The sequence below is a fragment of the Oceanobacillus neutriphilus genome (genome assembly GCF_014645515.1).
Lineage (GTDB): Bacteria > Bacillota > Bacilli > Bacillales > Amphibacillaceae > Oceanobacillus > Oceanobacillus neutriphilus.
In genome coordinates this window covers 57,987-76,783 of the sequence record NZ_BMLW01000003.1, presented here as the reverse complement: position 1 = coordinate 76,783, position 18,797 = coordinate 57,987, and the positions used below count along the sequence as shown (strand labels likewise).

21 protein-coding genes and 1 pseudogene are annotated in these 18,797 nt (G+C 37.4%); 8 read left to right on the top strand and 14 right to left on the bottom strand.

The annotated features are described in order from the left end of the window. Nucleotides 1-126: 126 nt before the first annotated feature. The 3 genes from IEX29_RS05890 to IEX29_RS05880 are packed head-to-tail and all read left to right on the top strand — an operon-like array spanning nt 127 to nt 3,460. The gene (locus tag IEX29_RS05890; RefSeq protein WP_188733539.1) at nt 127-843 is read left to right on the top strand and encodes a polyphosphate polymerase domain-containing protein; all 717 of its coding nucleotides are present in this window, start codon (nt 127-129) and stop codon (nt 841-843) included. After that, nucleotides 833-1,507, top strand: a complete 675-nt coding sequence (locus IEX29_RS05885) for a DUF4956 domain-containing protein (RefSeq protein ID WP_188733538.1) — start codon at nt 833-835, stop codon at nt 1,505-1,507. The genes IEX29_RS05890 and IEX29_RS05885 overlap by 11 nt, the downstream gene beginning before the upstream one ends. 18 nt (nt 1,508-1,525) lie before the next feature. Beyond that, on the top strand, nt 1,526-3,460 hold the full coding sequence (locus IEX29_RS05880) for a carbohydrate-binding domain-containing protein (protein ID WP_188733537.1): 1,935 nt from the start codon (nt 1,526-1,528) through the stop codon (nt 3,458-3,460). 152 nt (nt 3,461-3,612) lie between these two features. Here IEX29_RS05880 and IEX29_RS05875 read toward each other — a convergent pair whose 3' ends face one another. Next, a complete protein-coding gene (locus tag IEX29_RS05875) occupies nt 3,613-4,491 on the bottom strand; it encodes a LysR family transcriptional regulator (protein ID WP_188733536.1) in 879 nt (292 codons plus the stop codon). A 113-nt stretch (nt 4,492-4,604) separates the two neighbouring features. Here IEX29_RS05875 and IEX29_RS05870 point away from each other — a divergent pair, with 113 nt between their 5' ends. Then, the gene (locus tag IEX29_RS05870; RefSeq protein WP_188733535.1) at nt 4,605-5,693 is read left to right on the top strand and encodes a citrate synthase/methylcitrate synthase; all 1,089 of its coding nucleotides are present in this window, start codon (nt 4,605-4,607) and stop codon (nt 5,691-5,693) included. Between the two features lie 165 nt (nt 5,694-5,858). Here IEX29_RS05870 and IEX29_RS05865 read toward each other — a convergent pair whose 3' ends face one another. The 11 genes and pseudogenes from IEX29_RS05865 to IEX29_RS05815 all read right to left on the bottom strand — a co-directional run bounded on the left by IEX29_RS05865 (nt 5,859) and on the right by IEX29_RS05815 (nt 13,035). Continuing rightward, complete coding sequence (locus IEX29_RS05865; RefSeq protein WP_188733534.1) at nt 5,859-6,338, bottom strand: DUF2178 domain-containing protein; 480 nt, start codon at nt 6,336-6,338, stop codon at nt 5,859-5,861. Between the two features lie 7 nt (nt 6,339-6,345). After that, nucleotides 6,346-6,549, bottom strand: a complete 204-nt coding sequence (locus IEX29_RS05860; RefSeq protein WP_188733533.1) for a helix-turn-helix transcriptional regulator — start codon at nt 6,547-6,549, stop codon at nt 6,346-6,348. Nucleotides 6,550-6,691: 142 nt separating this feature from the next. Continuing rightward, entirely contained in the window at nt 6,692-6,910 is a 219-nt protein-coding gene (locus IEX29_RS05855) for a hypothetical protein (RefSeq protein WP_188733532.1), read from the bottom strand. 302 nt (nt 6,911-7,212) lie between these two features. Continuing rightward, nucleotides 7,213-7,428 carry a hypothetical protein gene (locus IEX29_RS05850; protein ID WP_188733531.1) on the bottom strand — a complete coding sequence of 72 codons (216 nt, stop codon included), beginning with the start codon at nt 7,426-7,428 and terminating at the stop codon, nt 7,213-7,215. A 124-nt stretch (nt 7,429-7,552) separates the two neighbouring features. Next, nucleotides 7,553-9,316, bottom strand: a complete 1,764-nt coding sequence (locus tag IEX29_RS05845) for a putative ABC transporter permease subunit (protein WP_188733530.1) — start codon at nt 9,314-9,316, stop codon at nt 7,553-7,555. Further along, entirely contained in the window at nt 9,313-10,107 is a 795-nt protein-coding gene (locus IEX29_RS05840; protein WP_188733529.1) for an ABC transporter ATP-binding protein, read from the bottom strand. Before IEX29_RS05840 ends, IEX29_RS05845 begins: the two co-directional genes overlap by 4 nt. 248 nt (nt 10,108-10,355) lie before the next feature. Next, on the bottom strand, nt 10,356-10,562 hold the full coding sequence (locus IEX29_RS05835) for a hypothetical protein (protein WP_229720115.1): 207 nt from the start codon (nt 10,560-10,562) through the stop codon (nt 10,356-10,358). A gap of 473 nt (nt 10,563-11,035) precedes the next feature. Further along, nucleotides 11,036-11,449, bottom strand: coding sequence for a DUF4064 domain-containing protein (locus IEX29_RS05830; RefSeq protein ID WP_188733528.1), 414 nt, complete (start codon nt 11,447-11,449; stop codon nt 11,036-11,038). A 23-nt stretch (nt 11,450-11,472) separates the two neighbouring features. Next, a complete protein-coding gene (locus IEX29_RS05825; protein WP_188733527.1) occupies nt 11,473-12,423 on the bottom strand; it encodes an ABC transporter permease in 951 nt (316 codons plus the stop codon). Beyond that, nucleotides 12,416-12,919, bottom strand: a pseudogene (locus IEX29_RS05820) (AAA family ATPase); the annotation flags it as partial. The pseudogene IEX29_RS05820 and the gene IEX29_RS05825, both read right to left, overlap by 8 nt. After that, nucleotides 12,874-13,035: a response regulator gene (locus IEX29_RS05815; RefSeq protein ID WP_188733827.1), complete on the bottom strand. Its 162-nt coding sequence runs from the start codon at nt 13,033-13,035 to the stop codon at nt 12,874-12,876. The pseudogene IEX29_RS05820 and the gene IEX29_RS05815, both read right to left, overlap by 46 nt. 376 nt (nt 13,036-13,411) lie before the next feature. Here IEX29_RS05815 and IEX29_RS05810 point away from each other — a divergent pair, with 376 nt between their 5' ends. Continuing rightward, complete coding sequence (locus IEX29_RS05810; protein ID WP_188733525.1) at nt 13,412-13,933, top strand: GNAT family N-acetyltransferase; 522 nt, start codon at nt 13,412-13,414, stop codon at nt 13,931-13,933. Nucleotides 13,934-14,063: 130 nt separating this feature from the next. Here the strand turns inward: IEX29_RS05810 and IEX29_RS05805 are convergent, their stop codons facing one another. Then, the gene (locus tag IEX29_RS05805; RefSeq protein ID WP_188733524.1) at nt 14,064-15,809 is read right to left on the bottom strand and encodes a sensor histidine kinase; all 1,746 of its coding nucleotides are present in this window, start codon (nt 15,807-15,809) and stop codon (nt 14,064-14,066) included. Continuing rightward, the gene (locus IEX29_RS05800; RefSeq protein WP_268239021.1) at nt 15,806-16,519 is read right to left on the bottom strand and encodes a response regulator transcription factor; all 714 of its coding nucleotides are present in this window, start codon (nt 16,517-16,519) and stop codon (nt 15,806-15,808) included. Before IEX29_RS05800 ends, IEX29_RS05805 begins: the two co-directional genes overlap by 4 nt. A 153-nt stretch (nt 16,520-16,672) precedes the next feature. Here IEX29_RS05800 and IEX29_RS05795 point away from each other — a divergent pair, with 153 nt between their 5' ends. The 3 genes from IEX29_RS05795 to IEX29_RS05785 are packed head-to-tail and all read left to right on the top strand — an operon-like array spanning nt 16,673 to nt 18,722. Further along, nucleotides 16,673-17,086 carry a DUF4064 domain-containing protein gene (locus tag IEX29_RS05795; RefSeq protein ID WP_188733523.1) on the top strand — a complete coding sequence of 138 codons (414 nt, stop codon included), beginning with the start codon at nt 16,673-16,675 and terminating at the stop codon, nt 17,084-17,086. 29 nt (nt 17,087-17,115) lie between these two features. Beyond that, nucleotides 17,116-17,811 (top strand): ABC transporter permease, encoded by a 696-nt coding sequence (locus tag IEX29_RS05790; protein ID WP_188733522.1) that lies wholly within the window; start codon nt 17,116-17,118, stop codon nt 17,809-17,811. Further along, nucleotides 17,808-18,722, top strand: coding sequence for an ABC transporter ATP-binding protein (locus IEX29_RS05785; protein WP_308423621.1), 915 nt, complete (start codon nt 17,808-17,810; stop codon nt 18,720-18,722). Before IEX29_RS05790 ends, IEX29_RS05785 begins: the two co-directional genes overlap by 4 nt. Nucleotides 18,723-18,797 lie beyond the last annotated feature (75 nt).

Below are 18,797 nucleotides of genomic sequence, written 5' to 3'. Positions count from 1 at the left end.
ATCATATCATTTTTAACTTAAAGAAACCTTAATACAAGGGATGGTAAAAAATTTTTACCTGCTTAAGCTAACTTTAAGGTTCGTGAATTATTCTTTTATCACACCAGCAAACAAGGAGGAATTCACATGAGCTTGAAAAAAGTCTTTCAACGAAAAGAAACCAAATATTTATTGAATCAAACACAGTTCTCTATTTTTTTTGAAGCATTGCAAGCACATATGTCTGTAGATCAATACGGATTGCATACCATCCGTTCCCTCTATTATGACACAGCAGATTATCGATTTATTCGACATTCTATAGATAAGCCCATATATAAGGAAAAATTCCGGATTCGCAGTTACGGTACACCCAGACCTGATAGTGTTATCTTTTTAGAAATTAAAAAGAAAATCAAAGGGATTGTCTATAAAAGACGATTACCAATCAGTTACGAAGCATACCTTTTTTGGCAGCATACAGGGGCTTTACCAGAAAATATTGATCAATCTCAAATTGGACAAGAAATTGCCTGGCTGTTTTTTAAACATCCAGATTTGTCACCGAAAGTTTTAATTTCCTACGATCGTTTCTCTCTTTTTTCCGAAGTCGAAGAGGATTTCCGGGTAACCTTTGACCAAAACATTCGTTATCAGGATAGAAAATTAAATTTAGATGCAGCACGGGGTGCGTTCGTTGCTCCAGAGCTGGATGTTTTAATGGAGGTTAAAGCAATGGGGGCCTACCCTTTATGGTTTGTGGAATTATTAACAAAATATCATATTCAAAAAGGGAGTTTTTCAAAATACGCACAAACTTATCAACGTCATTTATTTAAGGAGGAACTATTCCATGTTATCTAGTCTATTTACAGAAGGCGCAACATCCATTCCCTTAAGTGAGCTGCTAATCTGTATTCTTGCTTCCATTATTTTAGGCCTTTTAGTTGCCTTCACGCATATGTATCGTAATGTTTACACAAAAAGTTTCGTGATTACCTTAGCAGTACTCCCTGTCCTGGTCCAATCCGTCATCATGCTGGTAAATGGCAATATCGGCACAGGAATTGCCGTACTGGGAGCATTTAGTCTAATTCGTTTCCGTTCCGTTGCTGGAGGTGCCCGGGAAATTGCAAGTATCTTTTGGGCCATGGGTATTGGTCTGGCAACCGGAATGGGCTATGTTTCTTATATCGCTGTATTCTCCGTGATTGTCGCTGCCTTTTTATTACTTATCTATCACACTAAATTTGGTAATATCAAATCTGCAGAACGAGAGCTGAGAATTACGATTCCGGAAGATTTAGATTATCCGAATCTATTCGATAATATTTTTGACGAATTTGCTTATAACCACCAGTTAGATTCTGTTCGCACTACAACGATGGGCAGCTTATACGAAATACGTTACATTGTACATTTAAAAGATCAACAGCAGGAAAAGGCATTCATTGATGCCATTCGTGTCCGTAATGGCAATTTACCAATCATTTTAGGAAAAGTCGCTGCAAACCGCGACGAATTATAAAAAAGGAAGTGGAAACTGATGAAAAAAATAATTTGTATTTCTCTTATAACTGCTCTACTATTAAGTGCCTGTTCTCAGAATACGACAGCTGCAGGAGATAACAGCCAATCACAAGAAACTGCTGTTTCAACCAGCCAGGAACCAGCGGCTGGCGATACCTTTGGAAGCTACGAAGAGGAAGATACAGACACCAGCTATGATGATTCTTCCGCCACGATCGAATTGTCAGAGGAAATGACATCTTCAGAAGGTGTCACCGTTGACGGGCAAACTGTAACCATCACGGAAGCAGGTACGTATGTTTTAAGTGGTGAGCTCGCTGACGGCCAGGTTATTGTCAACATAGACAAGGAAGAAAAGGTTCATTTAGTACTGAAAGACGTAACCATTACCAATTCTCAAGGACCTGCCATTTTAATTGAGCAGGCAGAAAAAGTTATTACAACTTTAGCAGATGGCACATCGAATACTTTAACAGACGGCACAGATTATCAGCTTGCTGATGACGAAACAGAACCCGATGCGACCTTCTTTAGTAAAGAGGATTTGGTGATTAATGGAGAAGGTGAACTAATTGTCAACGGGAACTACAATAACGGGATTCGCAGTAAAGATGACTTAATTTTAATTTCTGGCAGTTATACAGTTAATGCAAAAAACAATGCCTTAAAAGGAAAAGATTCTGTACAAATTTCAGATGGGATTTATACGCTGACTACAGAAGAAGGAGACGGGATCCAAGCGAATAACAGCGATGACGAAGCGAAGGGATTTATTGCTATCGACGGCGGTAATTTCACAATCACTTCCGGACGTGATGGCATTCAGGCTGAAACGGCGGCCCGTCTGCAGGCAGCTGATATAACCATCCAGACAGGAACAAATACTATTTCCAGCGAAGAAAGCTACAAAGGTATCAAAGCCGGAACAGAGCTGTTGATTCAAAGCGGCAGTTACGACATCCATACTGCAGATGACAGCTTGCACAGTGATGGGGATATTACGATTGAAAACGGCGATCTTCTTTTAGCTTCTGAAGATGACGGGATTCACGCCGACAACAATTTGACGATCAATGGCGGAAATCTTACGGTGACTGATTCTTATGAAGGCTTGGAAGCAGGTGTTATTACTATCAATGACGGTGATATCCAAATTACTGCCAGCGATGATGGATTGAATGCCAGCGGCGATAGCGGTACGACAGAAGAATCAGAAACATCGGCCAGCGCTTCATTTGGTGGTCCTGGCGGTGCTGAACAGCCAGATGAAAGTAAAATGATTCTCATTAACGGCGGAACCTTGGCAGTCGATGCACAGGGAGACGGGTTGGACAGCAATGGAAATATACAGATGTCAGGAGGAACCGTTACAGTAGATGGACCAACGGATAATGGAAATGGCGCGTTGGATTACGATGGCACTTTTGAGTTAAGCGGCGGTATATTGATTACTGCTGGCAGTAATGGTATGGCAATGAATGTTTCAGAGTCTTCTTCGCAAGCTTCTTTTGGGATTTACTTTACCGAAGCACAAGAAGCAGGAACAATTATCAGTCTTCAGGACAGCAGCGGAAATGTGATCGCAACCTATCAGCCAAGTAAAGCATTCCAGCATCTGGTTATTTCCTCCCCTGAATTAAAAGTTGGTGAAACCTATACGCTTATTCAAGGAACGGAAGCCGATAATTCCGAGAAAAATGGCTACTACGAAAATGGAAGTATCGTTAATGGCATAGAATTAGGCGCCTTGACACTTTCAGATACAATTACCAACATAGCGGACACTGGTGAAGAAGTAACACAAAGAGGCATGATGGGAGGCGCTCCCGGTATGATGCCAAATGATGGTGCAATGCCGAATAATGGTGAGATGCCTGATGGCGGCGAGATTCCAAATAACGGCGAAATGCCTGATGAAGATGAAACGCCAAATGGTGGTTTTCCCCAATAATTTATAATTCCGAGGCAAAGCCTGATAAAACAGAAAAAGTGACTTCCACATTTAAGCCGGGAAGTCACTTTTTCTTGATTTTTCTTATATTCCAAGAATGTTTTCTGACTGATTGATATTCTTTGCAGTAAATCGTATTCAGCTAATCGCAATTAAGAGAAATATTCTTTAAGAAAAGCTTGAAATAATCTATTCTCTTCCGTATCCTCACGAGTAATGAGATAAGTTGATGCCTTAGGAAGCTTTAAATCCGGTGTTCTTACTTCCAGCAGACGCCCCTCCATCAGTTCCCGTCTCAGTGACATCTCAGGAAGAAAAGAAAATCCCAATCCTTCTTCAATAAATCTTTTCGTAATATGAACCTGTGTCACAACCATAGTGCGTACTTTAGAGTACTTTGCATGAATAGCACTTAATAAATCATCCCAGTATTCAGGATGATTATAAGTAAACAGAGTCTGATTTTCGAATAGATCATGGATATCGATGGGCGGGCTGCTTTCCAGATCCCCGCCATCATGAGGACATACACATATCACCTTGTCCTCCTTTATTTTTTCCACGTACAATGTCTTTTGTAAAGGCTTCATCTGAAGCAGCCCCAGATCAGCTTCACCTTTTTCAATCATTTCACTAATTTCTTTGGAATCCTTCACCTGCACGATGACTTCAACATCTACATGCCGCTCCATAAATTGTCTAATAATATACGGGAGCATCGTGGCAGCCAGTAATGGAGAAACAGCAATATTCAGTTTTCTTTTATAGCCCTGTTCCCATGCTAACAAGTCATGTGTCCCGCGATCATAGGAGGACAATATCGATCGGGCGTGGGGTAAGAACCTACGGCCAGATTCTGTGAGAACGATATTGCGTCCAGATCTCCTGAAGAATTGTGTGCCTATATCCCTTTCAAGCTGTTTAATATGCGCTGTTACAGTTGGCTGGGCCATGTACAGCTTTTCCGCTGTTTTTCTAAAATTTTCATTTTCTGCAGCGATGATAAAAGTCCGTAACCAATTAATATTCATTATTACCACCTCAATTGATAATGATTTTTAATCATTTAGTGAATAAATAACTAATATTCATTATTATATATATCATTTATAATATAAACAATCACAAAACTGGAGGGTTTATTATGGATTTCCGACCTGGTCTTGAAGGCGTTATCGCAGCGCAGACCAATTTGAGTTCTGTAGACGGAGAAAATGGCCGCTTGATTTTTCGCGGCTACCGTGCAGATGAATTAGCTCGTAAATATATGTTTGAAGAAGTTGTCTATTTACTTTGGTATGGTGAAATGCCCGGTCAAATTGAATTAGAAAAATTGAAAAGGAAGCTTCAGGAAGCAAGGAAATTACCAGCTAACATCGTTCGTATTATGGATGAATTACCGGAAAATATGGAAATGATGGCCGTTTTAAGAACGTGTATATCTTCATTAAAAGCAAAACCAGAATGGCCGCCAACATTCGAAGAAGCGATCCATATAACAGCTGTGATACCAACGATACTTGCTTACCGTTACAGATCTTTACACAGGCTAGAATTTATTCTGCCGGATCATCGTTTGGATCATGTTGCCAACTACTTATATATGCTTACCGGCAACAAACCAAAAGAGGCACATGTAAGGGTTATGAATGCCTATTTTGTCCTTACAGCAGAACATGGGATGAATGCTGCCACGTTCACATCAAGAGTGATTGCATCTACGGAATCTGATTTGTTCTCTGCAGTTACAGGGGCTATCGGTGCAATGAAAGGTCCATTGCACGGCGGTGCGCCAACTGGTGTCATATCTATGTTAAACGAAATAGAAACAGCGGAAGACACTGAAGATTGGCTAAGGAGAAAACTGAATAACAAGGAAAAACTGATGGGATTCGGTCATCGTGTTTATAAAACCAATGATCCCCGAGCTGAAGCATTGAGAGATGTTACGGAAAGTTTATCGGCCAATGATGACTGGTTTAAACTTGCAAGGCATGTGGAAGATACAGCTATTCGTCTGCTGGAAGAATATAAACCAGGACGCAGACTTTATACTAATGTAGAATTTTATGCAGCTGCTTCCTTCAAGGCTGTAGATCTGCCTGAGACGCTGTATACTCCTACATTTACTGCAAGCAGAGCGGCTGGTTGGTGTGCTCATGTTCTGGAGCAGGCAGGAAACAATCGGATTTTCCGGCCTCTTTCTGAATATACCGGACCGGAGAGTATGTAATTAAAGTGATTAAATATTGATGGGTTAAACAACTTAAAAACGCTTGGGAAATTGCTCAAGCGTTTTTACTAGTTTGATTTAAAGAAATTGTTTTTACTAATGAATAACAAAAAATCCACCTTACAAAAGATATTGTTGGAATTTTTTCTCCTTTTACCACACTCTTTAATCCTTTGAATCAAGTGTTACCCAGGCTATAAGATAAGTAAGATAGCATATAATAAGGCTGCCTCCCAAAATGCCGATAATCATAGTTTGAAAGATTTTGATATCCGAAAAGAACAATCCTAAGAACAGGTTCAATCCAAAACTTATAGCGAGAAGAATAATCCATAAGGGTATCAGCATCTTAAAGGTAATTAGACTTGCTTTTTTCGAGATTAGCTCTTCCCGCTCATCCTGTGCACTGAATTCTCCCTTTTTTGTACTATATCCTTCATTGTTCTTTTTCTTTCCATACCAAAATCGGGCAATACCAAAAACAATGAGCCATCCTAAAAATAAAAACCAAAAAATACCGAATTCAAAAGAAAAAAAGATTGGGTCTTCTCTTACAGTAGCAGTGAGAACGGTTTGAATCATTGCCAGAGTCGCAAGCAAAATAAGAATAATATTACCGGTTTGCTCAAATATAATTTTCTTCATAGCAGGGTCACTCCTTTTCCAAATAAAAAATCGTATGAATATCCGTTTCCAACACCTCTGCAATTTGCAGCGCCAGTAATAAAGATGGTGTGTAGTTACCTTTCTCCAGAGAAACAATCGTCTTTCTGGATACACCGACCCTATTTGCCAATACTTCCTGTGTCATTTTTTTCTGCTTTCTAAATATCTGTACCTGGTTGATAACAATCATTTGATGTCTTTTACTCCTTCATAAATGTGAAGTTAACTTCTCTTTTATGGTATCAAAAACAAAATGAGAAGTCAACTTCACATTTTATTTGATTGGTGAAGGATTATTAATTACCTTACTCAAGCTATAATTAAAGGAGTAATTAATATATTTGCTCTTCTTCATTACTAAGCTTTACTAAAAATGGCACTAGAATAAAGAAAATAATAACTGTAGAACCAAATAACAAATTTATCAGAGAAGAACCGGAAAGATATTGTTTCTTACCGCAGTTCGGACATTCTACTCCATCATTAGCAAATACTATTTTATATGTTTTGAATAACCCCCATCTTTTTCCACAATTCCTGCAGACAGTCATCGAAGAACCTCCCTTACGCTTTTTTTACAAGCGGGTATGATAATATAATTAAAAAATTTTCTTATTTTTATTTGCTTCTATATCACTCTCTGTTTTTCTTATTAGTTTCTCTAAATACCTTGATTTTTTTAAAGGTTAATCTATAAAGAAACTTAAAAAAAACATAGTTCGAATCTTGAAGCACTTACATTATCGTGGTTTGATATTATATTCATGGTTTTCCCCCTTTTCAAACATATGGTTACTTTCCTTTATAGAGTGTAAAATATTTTACACTCTATAAAGGAAAGTGCCAGAATGAACTATTTTTCCGGCTTTTTTTCTGTTACAAAGTTACTGAAGATTGATATAGCAATACCAATAATGCCAATTGGTAAAATTACAGCCCACGGTAAGCTATGAAAATGATACTCATCATTCACCCCAAATAGCTCAACTATTAACAAAAAAGTCATCAGGAAACCTACAATTTGTAAACTTTTTTTATTAACTATTTTTCCTCCTTGTATCTTCTTCAATACAGCATCTCCTTATATAGTTTACTCTCCGGCTTTACAATTATTTAGCTGTTAAAGTTGCTATGTTATCAAAAAACAAATTTTTCTTTAAGACAAAATTTGCTTCCTAACCTCACAACAAAGCTTAATACAGGCTTCCGCCAGATTTCCGTTTAAACACAGATTTTCCACTTGTTTCGCTCACTATATCGATCGTAACTCCACGATTAATCCGCTTTGCACTTACGGACAAGAACAGCCATGCAATACCAAACGACAATATGAACATAAGCAGTAGACCCAAACTGATTACTACGATTGGATGACTTGCTTTCCATGTAAGCAAAACACCGAATACGTTAAACACAAAACCGAAAAATCCGGAACTATCATTACCCATTTCAACTACAAGTGGAGCTGCCTCACCGGATACAAGCATTAATGCGTAAGGAATGCTTAAAACAGCCAAATACACATATGCCAACAATAATAGAAACATAGACGTTCCAAAGGTTAACCGCTGCTGCGGATTGCTCGGATTAAATTTTGCACCAATTGTTCCAATCCAAATGCCAATGGAGCTGATTCCGATTGTAATTCCTGCTTTTACCACAATTCCAAAGATAAACTGCCACCATGTCCAGCCAAGAAATACTCCTACAATGCATTCCAAGATTGTTAAAATAATAAATGGCAGTAACCAGCTGATCCATAGTTTTCCTAAGGCAATATCGCGCCCTGCTAACGGGAGCGTGCGTAAGATCCACGCGGACAACCCTTCCCGTGAAATAGCCGCAGCAGCGATTTGCCCGTTAAACAATGCATAAATAAATAAGAAGAAGCCTTGAGCAATTGGCCATGAAATATCATTAAATCCATGGAGGTCACTTAAGCGGACGTCACCACCCATGAAGAAACCAATTACAGGAAAAACGATTAAAAAGGCAAGCGGTAAAAACGCCATCCATTCCCTCATATCGCGCTTAATGGAAAACCATTCTTTCTTGCCGATCGCAATAACCGGATGTGATACACCCTGTGCACGTTCTTTTTTAGGTTTACGCTTTTTCTTTTTCCCGCTTCCCTCACTTAGTCTGATCCAACCCGTACGGAACCCTTTTTCAACTAATGTTGTCGTAAGTAAAATCGATACAATTGTGAGTAATAGAAATAAAATCAAGGGCAGGAAAAAGCTCAATGATCCATTCGTTGCATCAATTAATGCATTACTCCCCCAGCTGACCGGCACCCAATCTGGTAAAATCGGAAGTCCTGCCATGAGTGACTCTGTAAATGAACGGCCGCTCGATATTTGCGGCAGCATAAACAGCAAATAGACAAGTAACCCTGATAGAAAACTCATCGCAGTCATAAATTCATTAGCTCTGCTTGCAGGGACAAACTGTATAACAATTAAATTAAGCAGGTATGCAATGGAAAGCCCAATAGTTGACGCAGCAAACAACACCAATATGAGTACAAAATAATATAAAATATTGGCATTACTAGCCACCCCATAAGCTGCAAATGGTATTAAAAAAAAGAAAAAAGCAAATAATGGTGTACCAATAAAACTTTGGAGATACTTCATCAGAAAGATGTGCTTTGTTTTAATCGGCATTGTAAACAGAAACTCTAAATCAGTTGCTGAATACAATTGCTTAAATACTTGAGGCATCCCGATTAAAATAACCATCCCAATAATCATTAACAAGCTGTAAGAAAAGATTCCAGCTAAAACTGGCTCGGTCACTGAACCGGCAATATTCCATATTGTTTGAGAAAATAAAAAGAGCAGAGCACCTAAGACGGCAAAAATAACGAGGTAAGCAAAATAGTTTTTCAGTTCTTGAGACCTCAGTGTATTCACAAATATTCTTTGCTGGTTTTTGATCAAATGTTTCATCATAAAGAATCACCTGATTGATCTTCTTTCGCCATCTCCTGAATAACCGCTTCCTGATCATCGCCTCCTGTTAACTCCAGGAAAATATCTTCCAGACTTCCTTCTGTACGCCCGTCTTTCTCTCTTAATTCATCCATCGTTCCCAGAGCGATAATATTGCCGTCTGAAATAATCCCGATCCGGTCACACATCTGTTCCGCTATTTCAAGAATATGCGTTGTTAAAAACACTGTCATCCCATTATCGCATTCTTCTCTAAGTAAATTTTTCAGGTTGCGTGCACTTTTTGGATCAAGCCCGACTGTTGGTTCATCTAAAAACAATATATCCGGATCATGCACGAGTGCTCCACAGATCGCAATCTTCTGCTTCATTCCATGAGAATAGCCTTCAATTAATTCATCAGCCCGATCAGTCAGACCAAATATGGACAGCAGCTTATTCCCTCGTTCCTTAAAATGATCTGATGGTATTTGAAATACAGATGCCACAAACTCTAAATATTCCCACCCTGTCAGTTTCGGATATAAATTTGGCTGGTCTGGAACATAAGCAATCTTCTTTTTCGCTTCAAGCGGGTCCTTCCAAATATCGTAACCATCTATTTCTACTGTGCCACCTGTTGGCTCAAGCAATCCCGTCATCATTTTAATCGTTGTCGTTTTCCCAGCTCCATTCGGCCCTAAAAATCCAAACAATTCTCCTTTCTTCACTTCAAAATTAATTTGCTTTACTGCAGTTTGTTGTCCGTATTTCTTCTCAAGCCCTAAAATTTTAACGGATTGTTTACTCATTTTATTACCTCCTATGTAAACTCATTCATTTCTTAATATGAATACATTCTTTTATCCAATGAAAAGGCTCTCCTTTTGAATAATTTCCTCCACAATCAAACTAGTATTTTTGTTATCTGCTTTTATACAGTAAATATTATTAATTATCAATCAATTCATCTTAAATAGATTCTTCTCAATTTCATTAGGTTTCATAGATTTTTTATATTTTATATCCCCTTCTTAAATTATCGTCTCATCTTTATCACTTAAATTAAGAAGGAAAGGGAAAAAATGATAATAAGTATAGCAATTGTTCCGCTTAAATACCCTAACCCCAATAAGAATCCTCTATCTTTAAAAGCTAAAAATTGTCTGGTATTACAAACTGGACATACTTTCCCTTTTTTAGTAAATCCAAGAAGCCAGACATCCTTTGTTTTCCATTTGTAGTTACAATTGGTGCAACGTGCCATTAAATTCCTCCTTCCTCTAATACTTTTGCTTTATGAATTAGTTTTAAGTTAGTTAAGTCAGGAAACTAATCAAAATTGTATTTATTTTTATGTATGTTGCAACACTCAGTTATGCAACTGTACCTTAATTATTGCAAATCCTGCCCTGCATTTAACACGGGTATGGTTACTATAAGAATAATTTCATCATACCTTTTTTCAGAATAAGTATACTTCCTTCTACAAAATATAAATATTTCCTTACTTTACTTACGATTAATCCCAAATAAAGTTTCAATGATATTGTAATATTACTGAACAATAGTGAATATTGTTGCAGTTTCCATATCCCTCATCCACTCTCTTAAATTTTTATGCTTTTCATGTTATCGTTTAATTTATCATCCTGCTTTTTTCAGTATCCAACAGTGAAATAACAAGATTCTAAAGCTGCCCTCAAATGTATATCATACATTCGGGAGCAGCTTCTTTCCTTATCGTATAGATGCAACTCTTTCCTTACGAACCAGACACATAATACCGCTAATGAGTAAAAAGATGCCAGGAATAGCACCTGCTCCAAAAGTAATAATCGCTCCTAAGACAGAAGTAACGATTAAAATAACTCCAGCAATCACAGGCTGTTTATTTCCTTTAACCAAAAAGATAGCCACCACACTCAAAATGATTGCGATAATAGAAATAGTGACAAGCATCGTTCCACCTGTACCCATTCCTTCTATAATGGTATTCAAATCACCCATATTAACATCCGGATTCTCCTCTGCCGCTTCCTGGAGAATATCCTCATTATTTTGCAGGAATAACATAAATCCTCCTAAAGCACCCAGAAGTCCATACCCTAGTATTCCAATAACACTTAATACAATTTCACCAGTTCTTTTCATTTTTTTAATCCTCCTTCAATATACTACTGACCTGCAATATCTCTTTTAGTAAATATTCCCCAGGATGCTGCTATAAAAACTGCAAAATAAACAAGTAAAACCGCAATGGAGAATGGTAATGTCATTCCTTCAATCCAAGGTGCACCATTCGCATATTGGCTTAAATCCGTATTTGCAAATAAAATATACTTCGACCAGCTATATTCCGAGAAAAAGCTGACAATGGAATTCCCGGCCATCATTAGGAATACTGCTGTCCCTATAGCAAGCGCACTATTACGGAAAATGCTTGAAATCATAAAGGCAAAGGTTCCCATCATCACTAAGTTAACCAGTTTATACCCATAGTTGCCGGCAGTCTCCTGGATTACTGACACATACTCCAAGCCGCTGACCTTTTCCATAACGATATGAGGATTCAATCCTTCGACACCAAAGAAAACAGCTCCAATCACCCAGGAAAAGACAACGACAAATAATAGGGTAACAAGTGAAAATAAGAGAACAGCCAGATATTTGGATAATAATATCTTTGATCTGGAGATTGGACGGATAAGTAAAAGCTTTATCGTTCCCCATCTAAATTCATTCGCCACAATACCTGCAGCAATAATGATCGTGAATAAACTAACAATCGACAGCATCATGTCCATTTTCATTAAAAATTGCCATGCATCATATCCTGCCGGCTGAATATCATTTTCTAAATAGTAATTATTCTGTTCAATCAGACTCGTGTTGAAATCCTGGAGAAACTCTTCCTCTTCCATCTCTTGTGCCAGCTCTTCATTTTCCTGCTGTAATTCCGCACGCCATGAATCGGAATCTGTGCTCTCCCTCTCCTCACCAAAGAAATTCGTTATCAGCCCAAATCCCAGAATAATGACCGCTAAAAATATGTACATGATCCAGGTGGATTTTTGGATATATATTTTGTTGATTTCATTTTGAATTAAGCTAAATAAGTTACTCAATGACATTCTCTCCAATCAGATCAAAGAATTTATCTTCCAATGTTGCTCTGGATACCATTACCTGGTAAACTAATATCTCATTTCGTACAAATGTCTGAATGATCTTTGGTATCTCTTCTCTTTGACTTTGAAAAGTTCTCAGTCCTCGTGTAAGCTTTGCTTCTATTTCATATTCTGTTTTTAACAGCTCCATAGCCTTCTCCGCAGAGCTGACCTCCATTTGTACCTGATTGGAATCCTGTTCTGAATCCGTGGAATCGTGGACTGTTTGAATTGTCACAAGCTCTCCATCTTTGATAACTCCAATTCGGTCACACATTAATTCAATTTCCGATAATAGATGACTTGAAATGATGACCGCAACACCATGCTCCTCAGCCAGTCGCCGAATATAGTGGCGGATCTCCCGGATACCAGCAGGATCAAGACCATTTGTCGGTTCATCCAGGATTAAGACAGACGGATTTTGTAATAAAGCTTGCGCAATTCCCAGCCTCCCACACCAGTAGATGCCCATGTCACCTGAAATCCTTCTCTGTCTAAGTGATCCTTCATAATCCGGGCAATTTCATAATCATCTTCTACAATTAATATGTTTGTTTTCTCTTCCACCTGGATCCCTCTTCTCTTACTACTTTTAGTATAAATCATCTATTATGCTGACTTTGAATTCTTTATTTTAGTTAATAACTGCTATGTAAATGAATTTCAAAATTACTCTTCTTAAAAACAAAATTCTAATTAACTACCATTTTACAAGTTTTGGAGAGGTACTTCTTTTTTCAAGTCCTGGACTTATTAAGACTTACGGGTTAAGAATTATGAAATTCATTTAATTATCAGAACGATAATATTAACAGCGGTAAAAATAAAATCGGTTTGAATACTATGAAGCTAACGAATACTTTTCCAAAAGAAGGAGAAGTACCTATTCTTGTTGAAGTTATTATTTTAAGGAATTATTTCTATACATAACAGAGGTGGAATTATGATCATACGAAGAGCTCAATTAGATGATGAAGCAGACATTGCAAAAGTTCATGTTGATAGTTGGAAAACAACTTATAGAGGCATTATTCCAGATGACTTTTTAAATAATTTAACTTACGAAGACCGGACAGAATTATGGAAACGTAATATTGCGGAAGAAGAAAATTATATTGTGGTTGCTATGAATGAAATAAACCAAATAATCGGTTTTGGAACTGCAGGGAAAAGACAAGAAAATAATGAAGGTAATACAGGAGATCTAACATCTATTTACTTGCTTGAAGAATATCAAGGAGAGGGAATTGGTAAAAGGCTGCTTAAAGAACTATTTAAGCATTTTCAACAGTTGAATTATGAAAAGATATTTGTTGAAGTCCTTGAAAAAAACAAAACACGTTACTTTTATGAATATTATGGTGCGAAATTAGTTAAAACTTTTCAAATTAAAATTGGCGGAAAAATATTAAACGAATTAATTTATGAATGGAATAATATTGATGAGGTTATTGAAAAATTATAACTTTTTGATTGTCTTGTGAAATCGACAGATATTCAGGTGATTTCCTGTTCAATTAAAGAATGCTTTTATATAAGAATCCATATTATGTAAGAGCGCATTACAGCTGTTTCACCTGTAACGCGCTCTTTGATTAATCTGTATCATAAGGCAAAACCACCGTTACGATTGTACCCCTGTCTTTTTCAGATTGGACAGAAATCGTTCCTTTATGCAGCTTGGCAATTTGTAAAGCAATACTCATTCCAAGTCCTGTCCCTTCATTTCTCTCATCTGTGTTTGTCCCCCTGTAATAGCGGGTGAACAGATGCTTTTGTGTTTCCTCATCCATGCCGGTTCCATTATCAATAATTCTTATTTTCAATGCCTTTTCTTCTTCCGATTCAGTTGCTTCTATCTTTATTGCTATTTCAGGCGGATTGTGCTTCCATGCATTATAAACCAGATTATCTATCATTCTTTCAAACAGCCGCTCATTGACTTCTATTTTTCTGTCTGGGTGAATAGGTTTGTACACAACCTGATAATCATTAAAGGCTACATCCTTTTGAAATTTCACTAAAATATGTTCCATATAGTTATTGAGATTCACCATGTTAAAGGCTAAGCTGCCGGCATCATTTTTCAGCCTAAAGCTGAGCGTAAAGTCTTCGATTAAATCAACCATATAATCACTTTTTTCGGTGATGGTATCTCCAATCTCCTGAAGCTCCTGCTTCGACCAGTCGTATTCCTTATTTCCCAGCAAGCGGCCATAGCCCTCCATGGTGGTAAGCGGTGTACGGAGATCATGGGAAATTCCTGCAACCCATTCCTCCCTGCTCTTTTCCAGCTGTTCTCTTTCTTTCCGGGATGCATCCAGTTTTTCGGCCATATCATCAAATGCCTGGAATACCTCTTTATATAATTTATATCTTCTTTTTAATTTGCCATTTTTACGATATACTTTTTTCTTTTCCTGTTCAGTTAAAACTTCCTCATAATTACCATTTCCCATCCGGTTCAGCCAATTTGAAAAAATAAATAAAGGACTTCCATAGCGGAAGCTGTTCCAAAAAGCGATAAAGACTGTTACTAGCAATATAATTCCTGCTAACCCAACGAATACAAGAGTAATATTTCTATATAATGTTAATGGCATATCTTGATTTTGTTCATTTGGCGTGTATAGGATCCATGAGTTACCGGAATCTCTATCTAAAAAAGTATACTGTTTTTCAGAGAAATGATCTGGAGAAGTGTCTTTCTCGATTATCCCTAGTGGTTGTTCTTCTACTTGTTTCTGATTTCCAAACTGTTGAACCAAATTCCCATCCTCATTATAAATAACAAGTGTTCCTTCCAGTCGGTTCAATTTTCCTTCTACCTCAGACTTGTCTGCTTCTGGAATGCTACCATTGACATTTTCTACCAATTCATTCATCAGGATTGTTCCTGGATCTTTATAACCCAGTACATATAAATATTCGTTTTCATTCCCATACAAAGGTTTTTCTAATGAGTATTTTATAGCAGACTCTCCAAGCTGTTCCCGCTCCTTCATCTGTACCATGTCAAAACTGCTATAACTTTCTTTTAAATCTTCCGGGGCATTTTCAGACTCAATTACGTTCCCCTCTTCATCTATAATTTGCAGCCACACGTTTTCTGGTAACACATCACTAATATCGTTTCCCATTTCTTTATAATCGTATGGATCACCTACTTTAATTGCAAGTTCTTCTAATTGTGTTTGATAATAATCTGCTTCTCTATCCTCATTAGAAAGGTAATACAATCCGATAAAAAAGGCAGTAAAAACAACAACTATCATCAACAAAGAAATAAAACCAAACTGAATCGAAAAATGAAAAAATAACCTGCTCCGTAATTTCTTCATGAGGCATTCCCTTTCACTAATTTATATCCCAATCCCCGTACAGTCAGCAGTAATTCCGGTTTACTCGGATTGGCCTCAATTCTTTCCCGGATTCTTCTAATATGTACCGAGACCGTGTTTTCATCTGCATAATGCTCAAATCCCCAAACAGCCTCCAGTAAATCCGCTTTAGAAAAAATTCTGTTCGGATGCTTACATAAGTAAAGAAGCAGTAAGTAAACCTGTGTCGGGCACGGAACGCTTTCTCCAGTTACCTTCAGCTCTCCCGCATTTTCATCCAAGATAAAACGGCCAAAGTCATATTTCCTGGACTTTTCAAATGGATGATTTTCTTTTTGGGTTGATCTTCTTAGATAGGCTTTGATTCTTGCTGCTACTTCTAATGGGTTAAATGGTTTGGTAACATAATCATCCCCGCCTGTTGCAAAACCTGTTAACACATCTAAATCAGAAACCTTTGCCGTTAAAAAGAGAATATATGCATCCGTAAGCTCTCTGATTTTCGGACAAAAATCAAATCCGCTCCCATCCGGCAGCATCACGTCTAATATAATAACCTCTATTTTATTTTCCTTTAATATATGTATGGCTTCCTGCCCTGTATAAGCTTTATGTACACGCTGGAACCCTTCCTTCTTCAGCATCATCTCTAACATATTCACAATTGCTTTTTCATCATCTACGATCAAAATATCTGTCTGTTCCTCCACGTACAACACCTCCAATAGGTAGCTTACCACAGCAAGTTTACGAACAGTTGAACAAATGGAGGCTTTTTTTATTTATTGGTAAAGTTCTGTTCAAATAGAAGACAGCTGCGGTTGTTATAGTGAGATTAAGAAACAGGAAAGGAAGATGATGATATGAAATATAAAACAGAAACAATTTTAACAGCTATTGGTATTCTCTTATTTGGCATTTTATTCGCAGGCAGTATTTTACTGTACGGTAACCTTGAGGGAAGCCCCGATACGTTGGAGCTTGTCCAGTCTTTTATGGAGGACGAGAATATTAATGAATTCAGTGAACAGCAGCTCATCAATTATATTGGTTATCTTTTTATCTACTTATCTATTATTTCGTTTGTCTGGATAATCTTAGGGGCTGTTGCTATTTTCTTATTAAAAAAAGAAAACAAGGGAAAAGCTGCAGGAATTTTATTAATAGTGACTGCAGTACTCGGCACCCTGTCAACAATCGGTTTAGGAATTTTTAGCGGTATTATCTATCTGGCAGCCGGAATTATGGCCATAACCCGCAAGCGTGTGATCAGTTAACATGTACAAAAAAAGGAGTAGATTGATTTATGTTTACAGTCGGTTTTAGAGAATTTAAAAGTTTATTTACAAGTATCCGCTCTATTTTAATTATTGTCGTACTATTTGGCGTAACAGCCGGAACTGCAAAATTAGTACGTCAATTCGAAGCCCCCCTGCACGAATTAGGACTTGGAAATGATGCCTATGCTATGGGACTAATGCTTTTATTAATTTTAGCTGCTTCTTTATTTGTAACGGGCTTATCCCACAATATCGTCAATAAAGAGATAGATACACGAACCATCCGTTTTTTAGCGACGAAAACAAGCAGGAGGAATATTATTATTGGAAAATTTATCGGAAGCTTTTTATTTTGGGCAATATGTATCACTGTCGCATTATTACTTATTATTCCTTTTTCAAAATCATTTTCTATGCTAACTCTGGTTCAATCGATTATTTTTGTATCTTACTTCATCGGCTTGACGCTTTTTCTTTCTACCATTATCCCAAAGCCGTCTTTAAGTATGTTTTTAGGAATTATTATTTCAATAGCATTGCCGGTACTTGGATTATGGAGTTCAGGGACAGATAATCTTTTTGTGAAAGTAATTGGTTATGTGACACCTTATTTTTATTATCTGCAGGAGGAGGATTCCTATTATTATTCCTATTTCGTAGTGCTATTCCCCATTTTATTTATTTTATTAAGCTTAGTTATCTTTAGAAAGAGGGATTTATGATGACAGCCTTGCAAACAAATCAGCTAACAAAAAAATATGGAAAGAAAACTGTTGTCGATTCAGTTAATTTACATATTCCCCAAGGAACGATTTTTGGTTTCCTTGGAAAAAATGGCGCCGGTAAATCAACCCTGATTAATATGGTAACCGGGCTGATTAAGCCAAGCTCCGGTTCCTTCGAGGTTTTAGGACAGCCTGAAAAAAGGCTTGAGTCTATTCAGAAAGAGATTGGGGTCCTGCCGGATTACTCCACATTCTATGATGACCTGACTGCATTCAGCCATTTAAATTACTTTCAGAAATTATTAAAGCAATCGCTCTCCAAGCAGGAAATTATACGTGTTCTTTCACAGGTCGGTTTAGAGGATGCTGTCCATGTAAAAGTGAAAAAATTCTCATTTGGAATGAAAAAGAAACTTGGAATTGCGCAAAGTATCATTCATCAGCCTAAACTGCTCTTCCTTGACGAACCCACATCAGGTGTTGATGCCAACGCCGTTTTAAATATCCATTCTTTAATTAAGGAAATTGCTGCACGAGGAACGACCATCTTCTTAACCTCTCATAATTTAAATGAAGTGGAAAAATTATGTGATGAAATTGCGATTATGAATAAGGGACGTATTCAAACACAGGGAACGATGAAGCAGCTGCGCGAACAGTATCAGCAGGATATTGTAGTTCATATCCACCACCGTTCCCTCTCTGAAAAGGAGCAGACACAATTAAAAATATCTCTTACAGAGCTTGCTGTGAAAATTGAAATTGGTGGGGATGCTTCAGAAATCATTGTCCAGTCAAGCGAGCTTATTCCGCAAGTAAATAAGCAATTTGTACGGCAGGATATCGATGTTTTTGGTCTGGAAATGGAACAACCGTCGCTGGAAGAAATTTTTCTTAATTTAGAATAATAGTGTGGGTTAAGAATTTTTACTGATATATCTATTAAAAGTACCTGGACAGATATCAGCCATTATTTATACCAA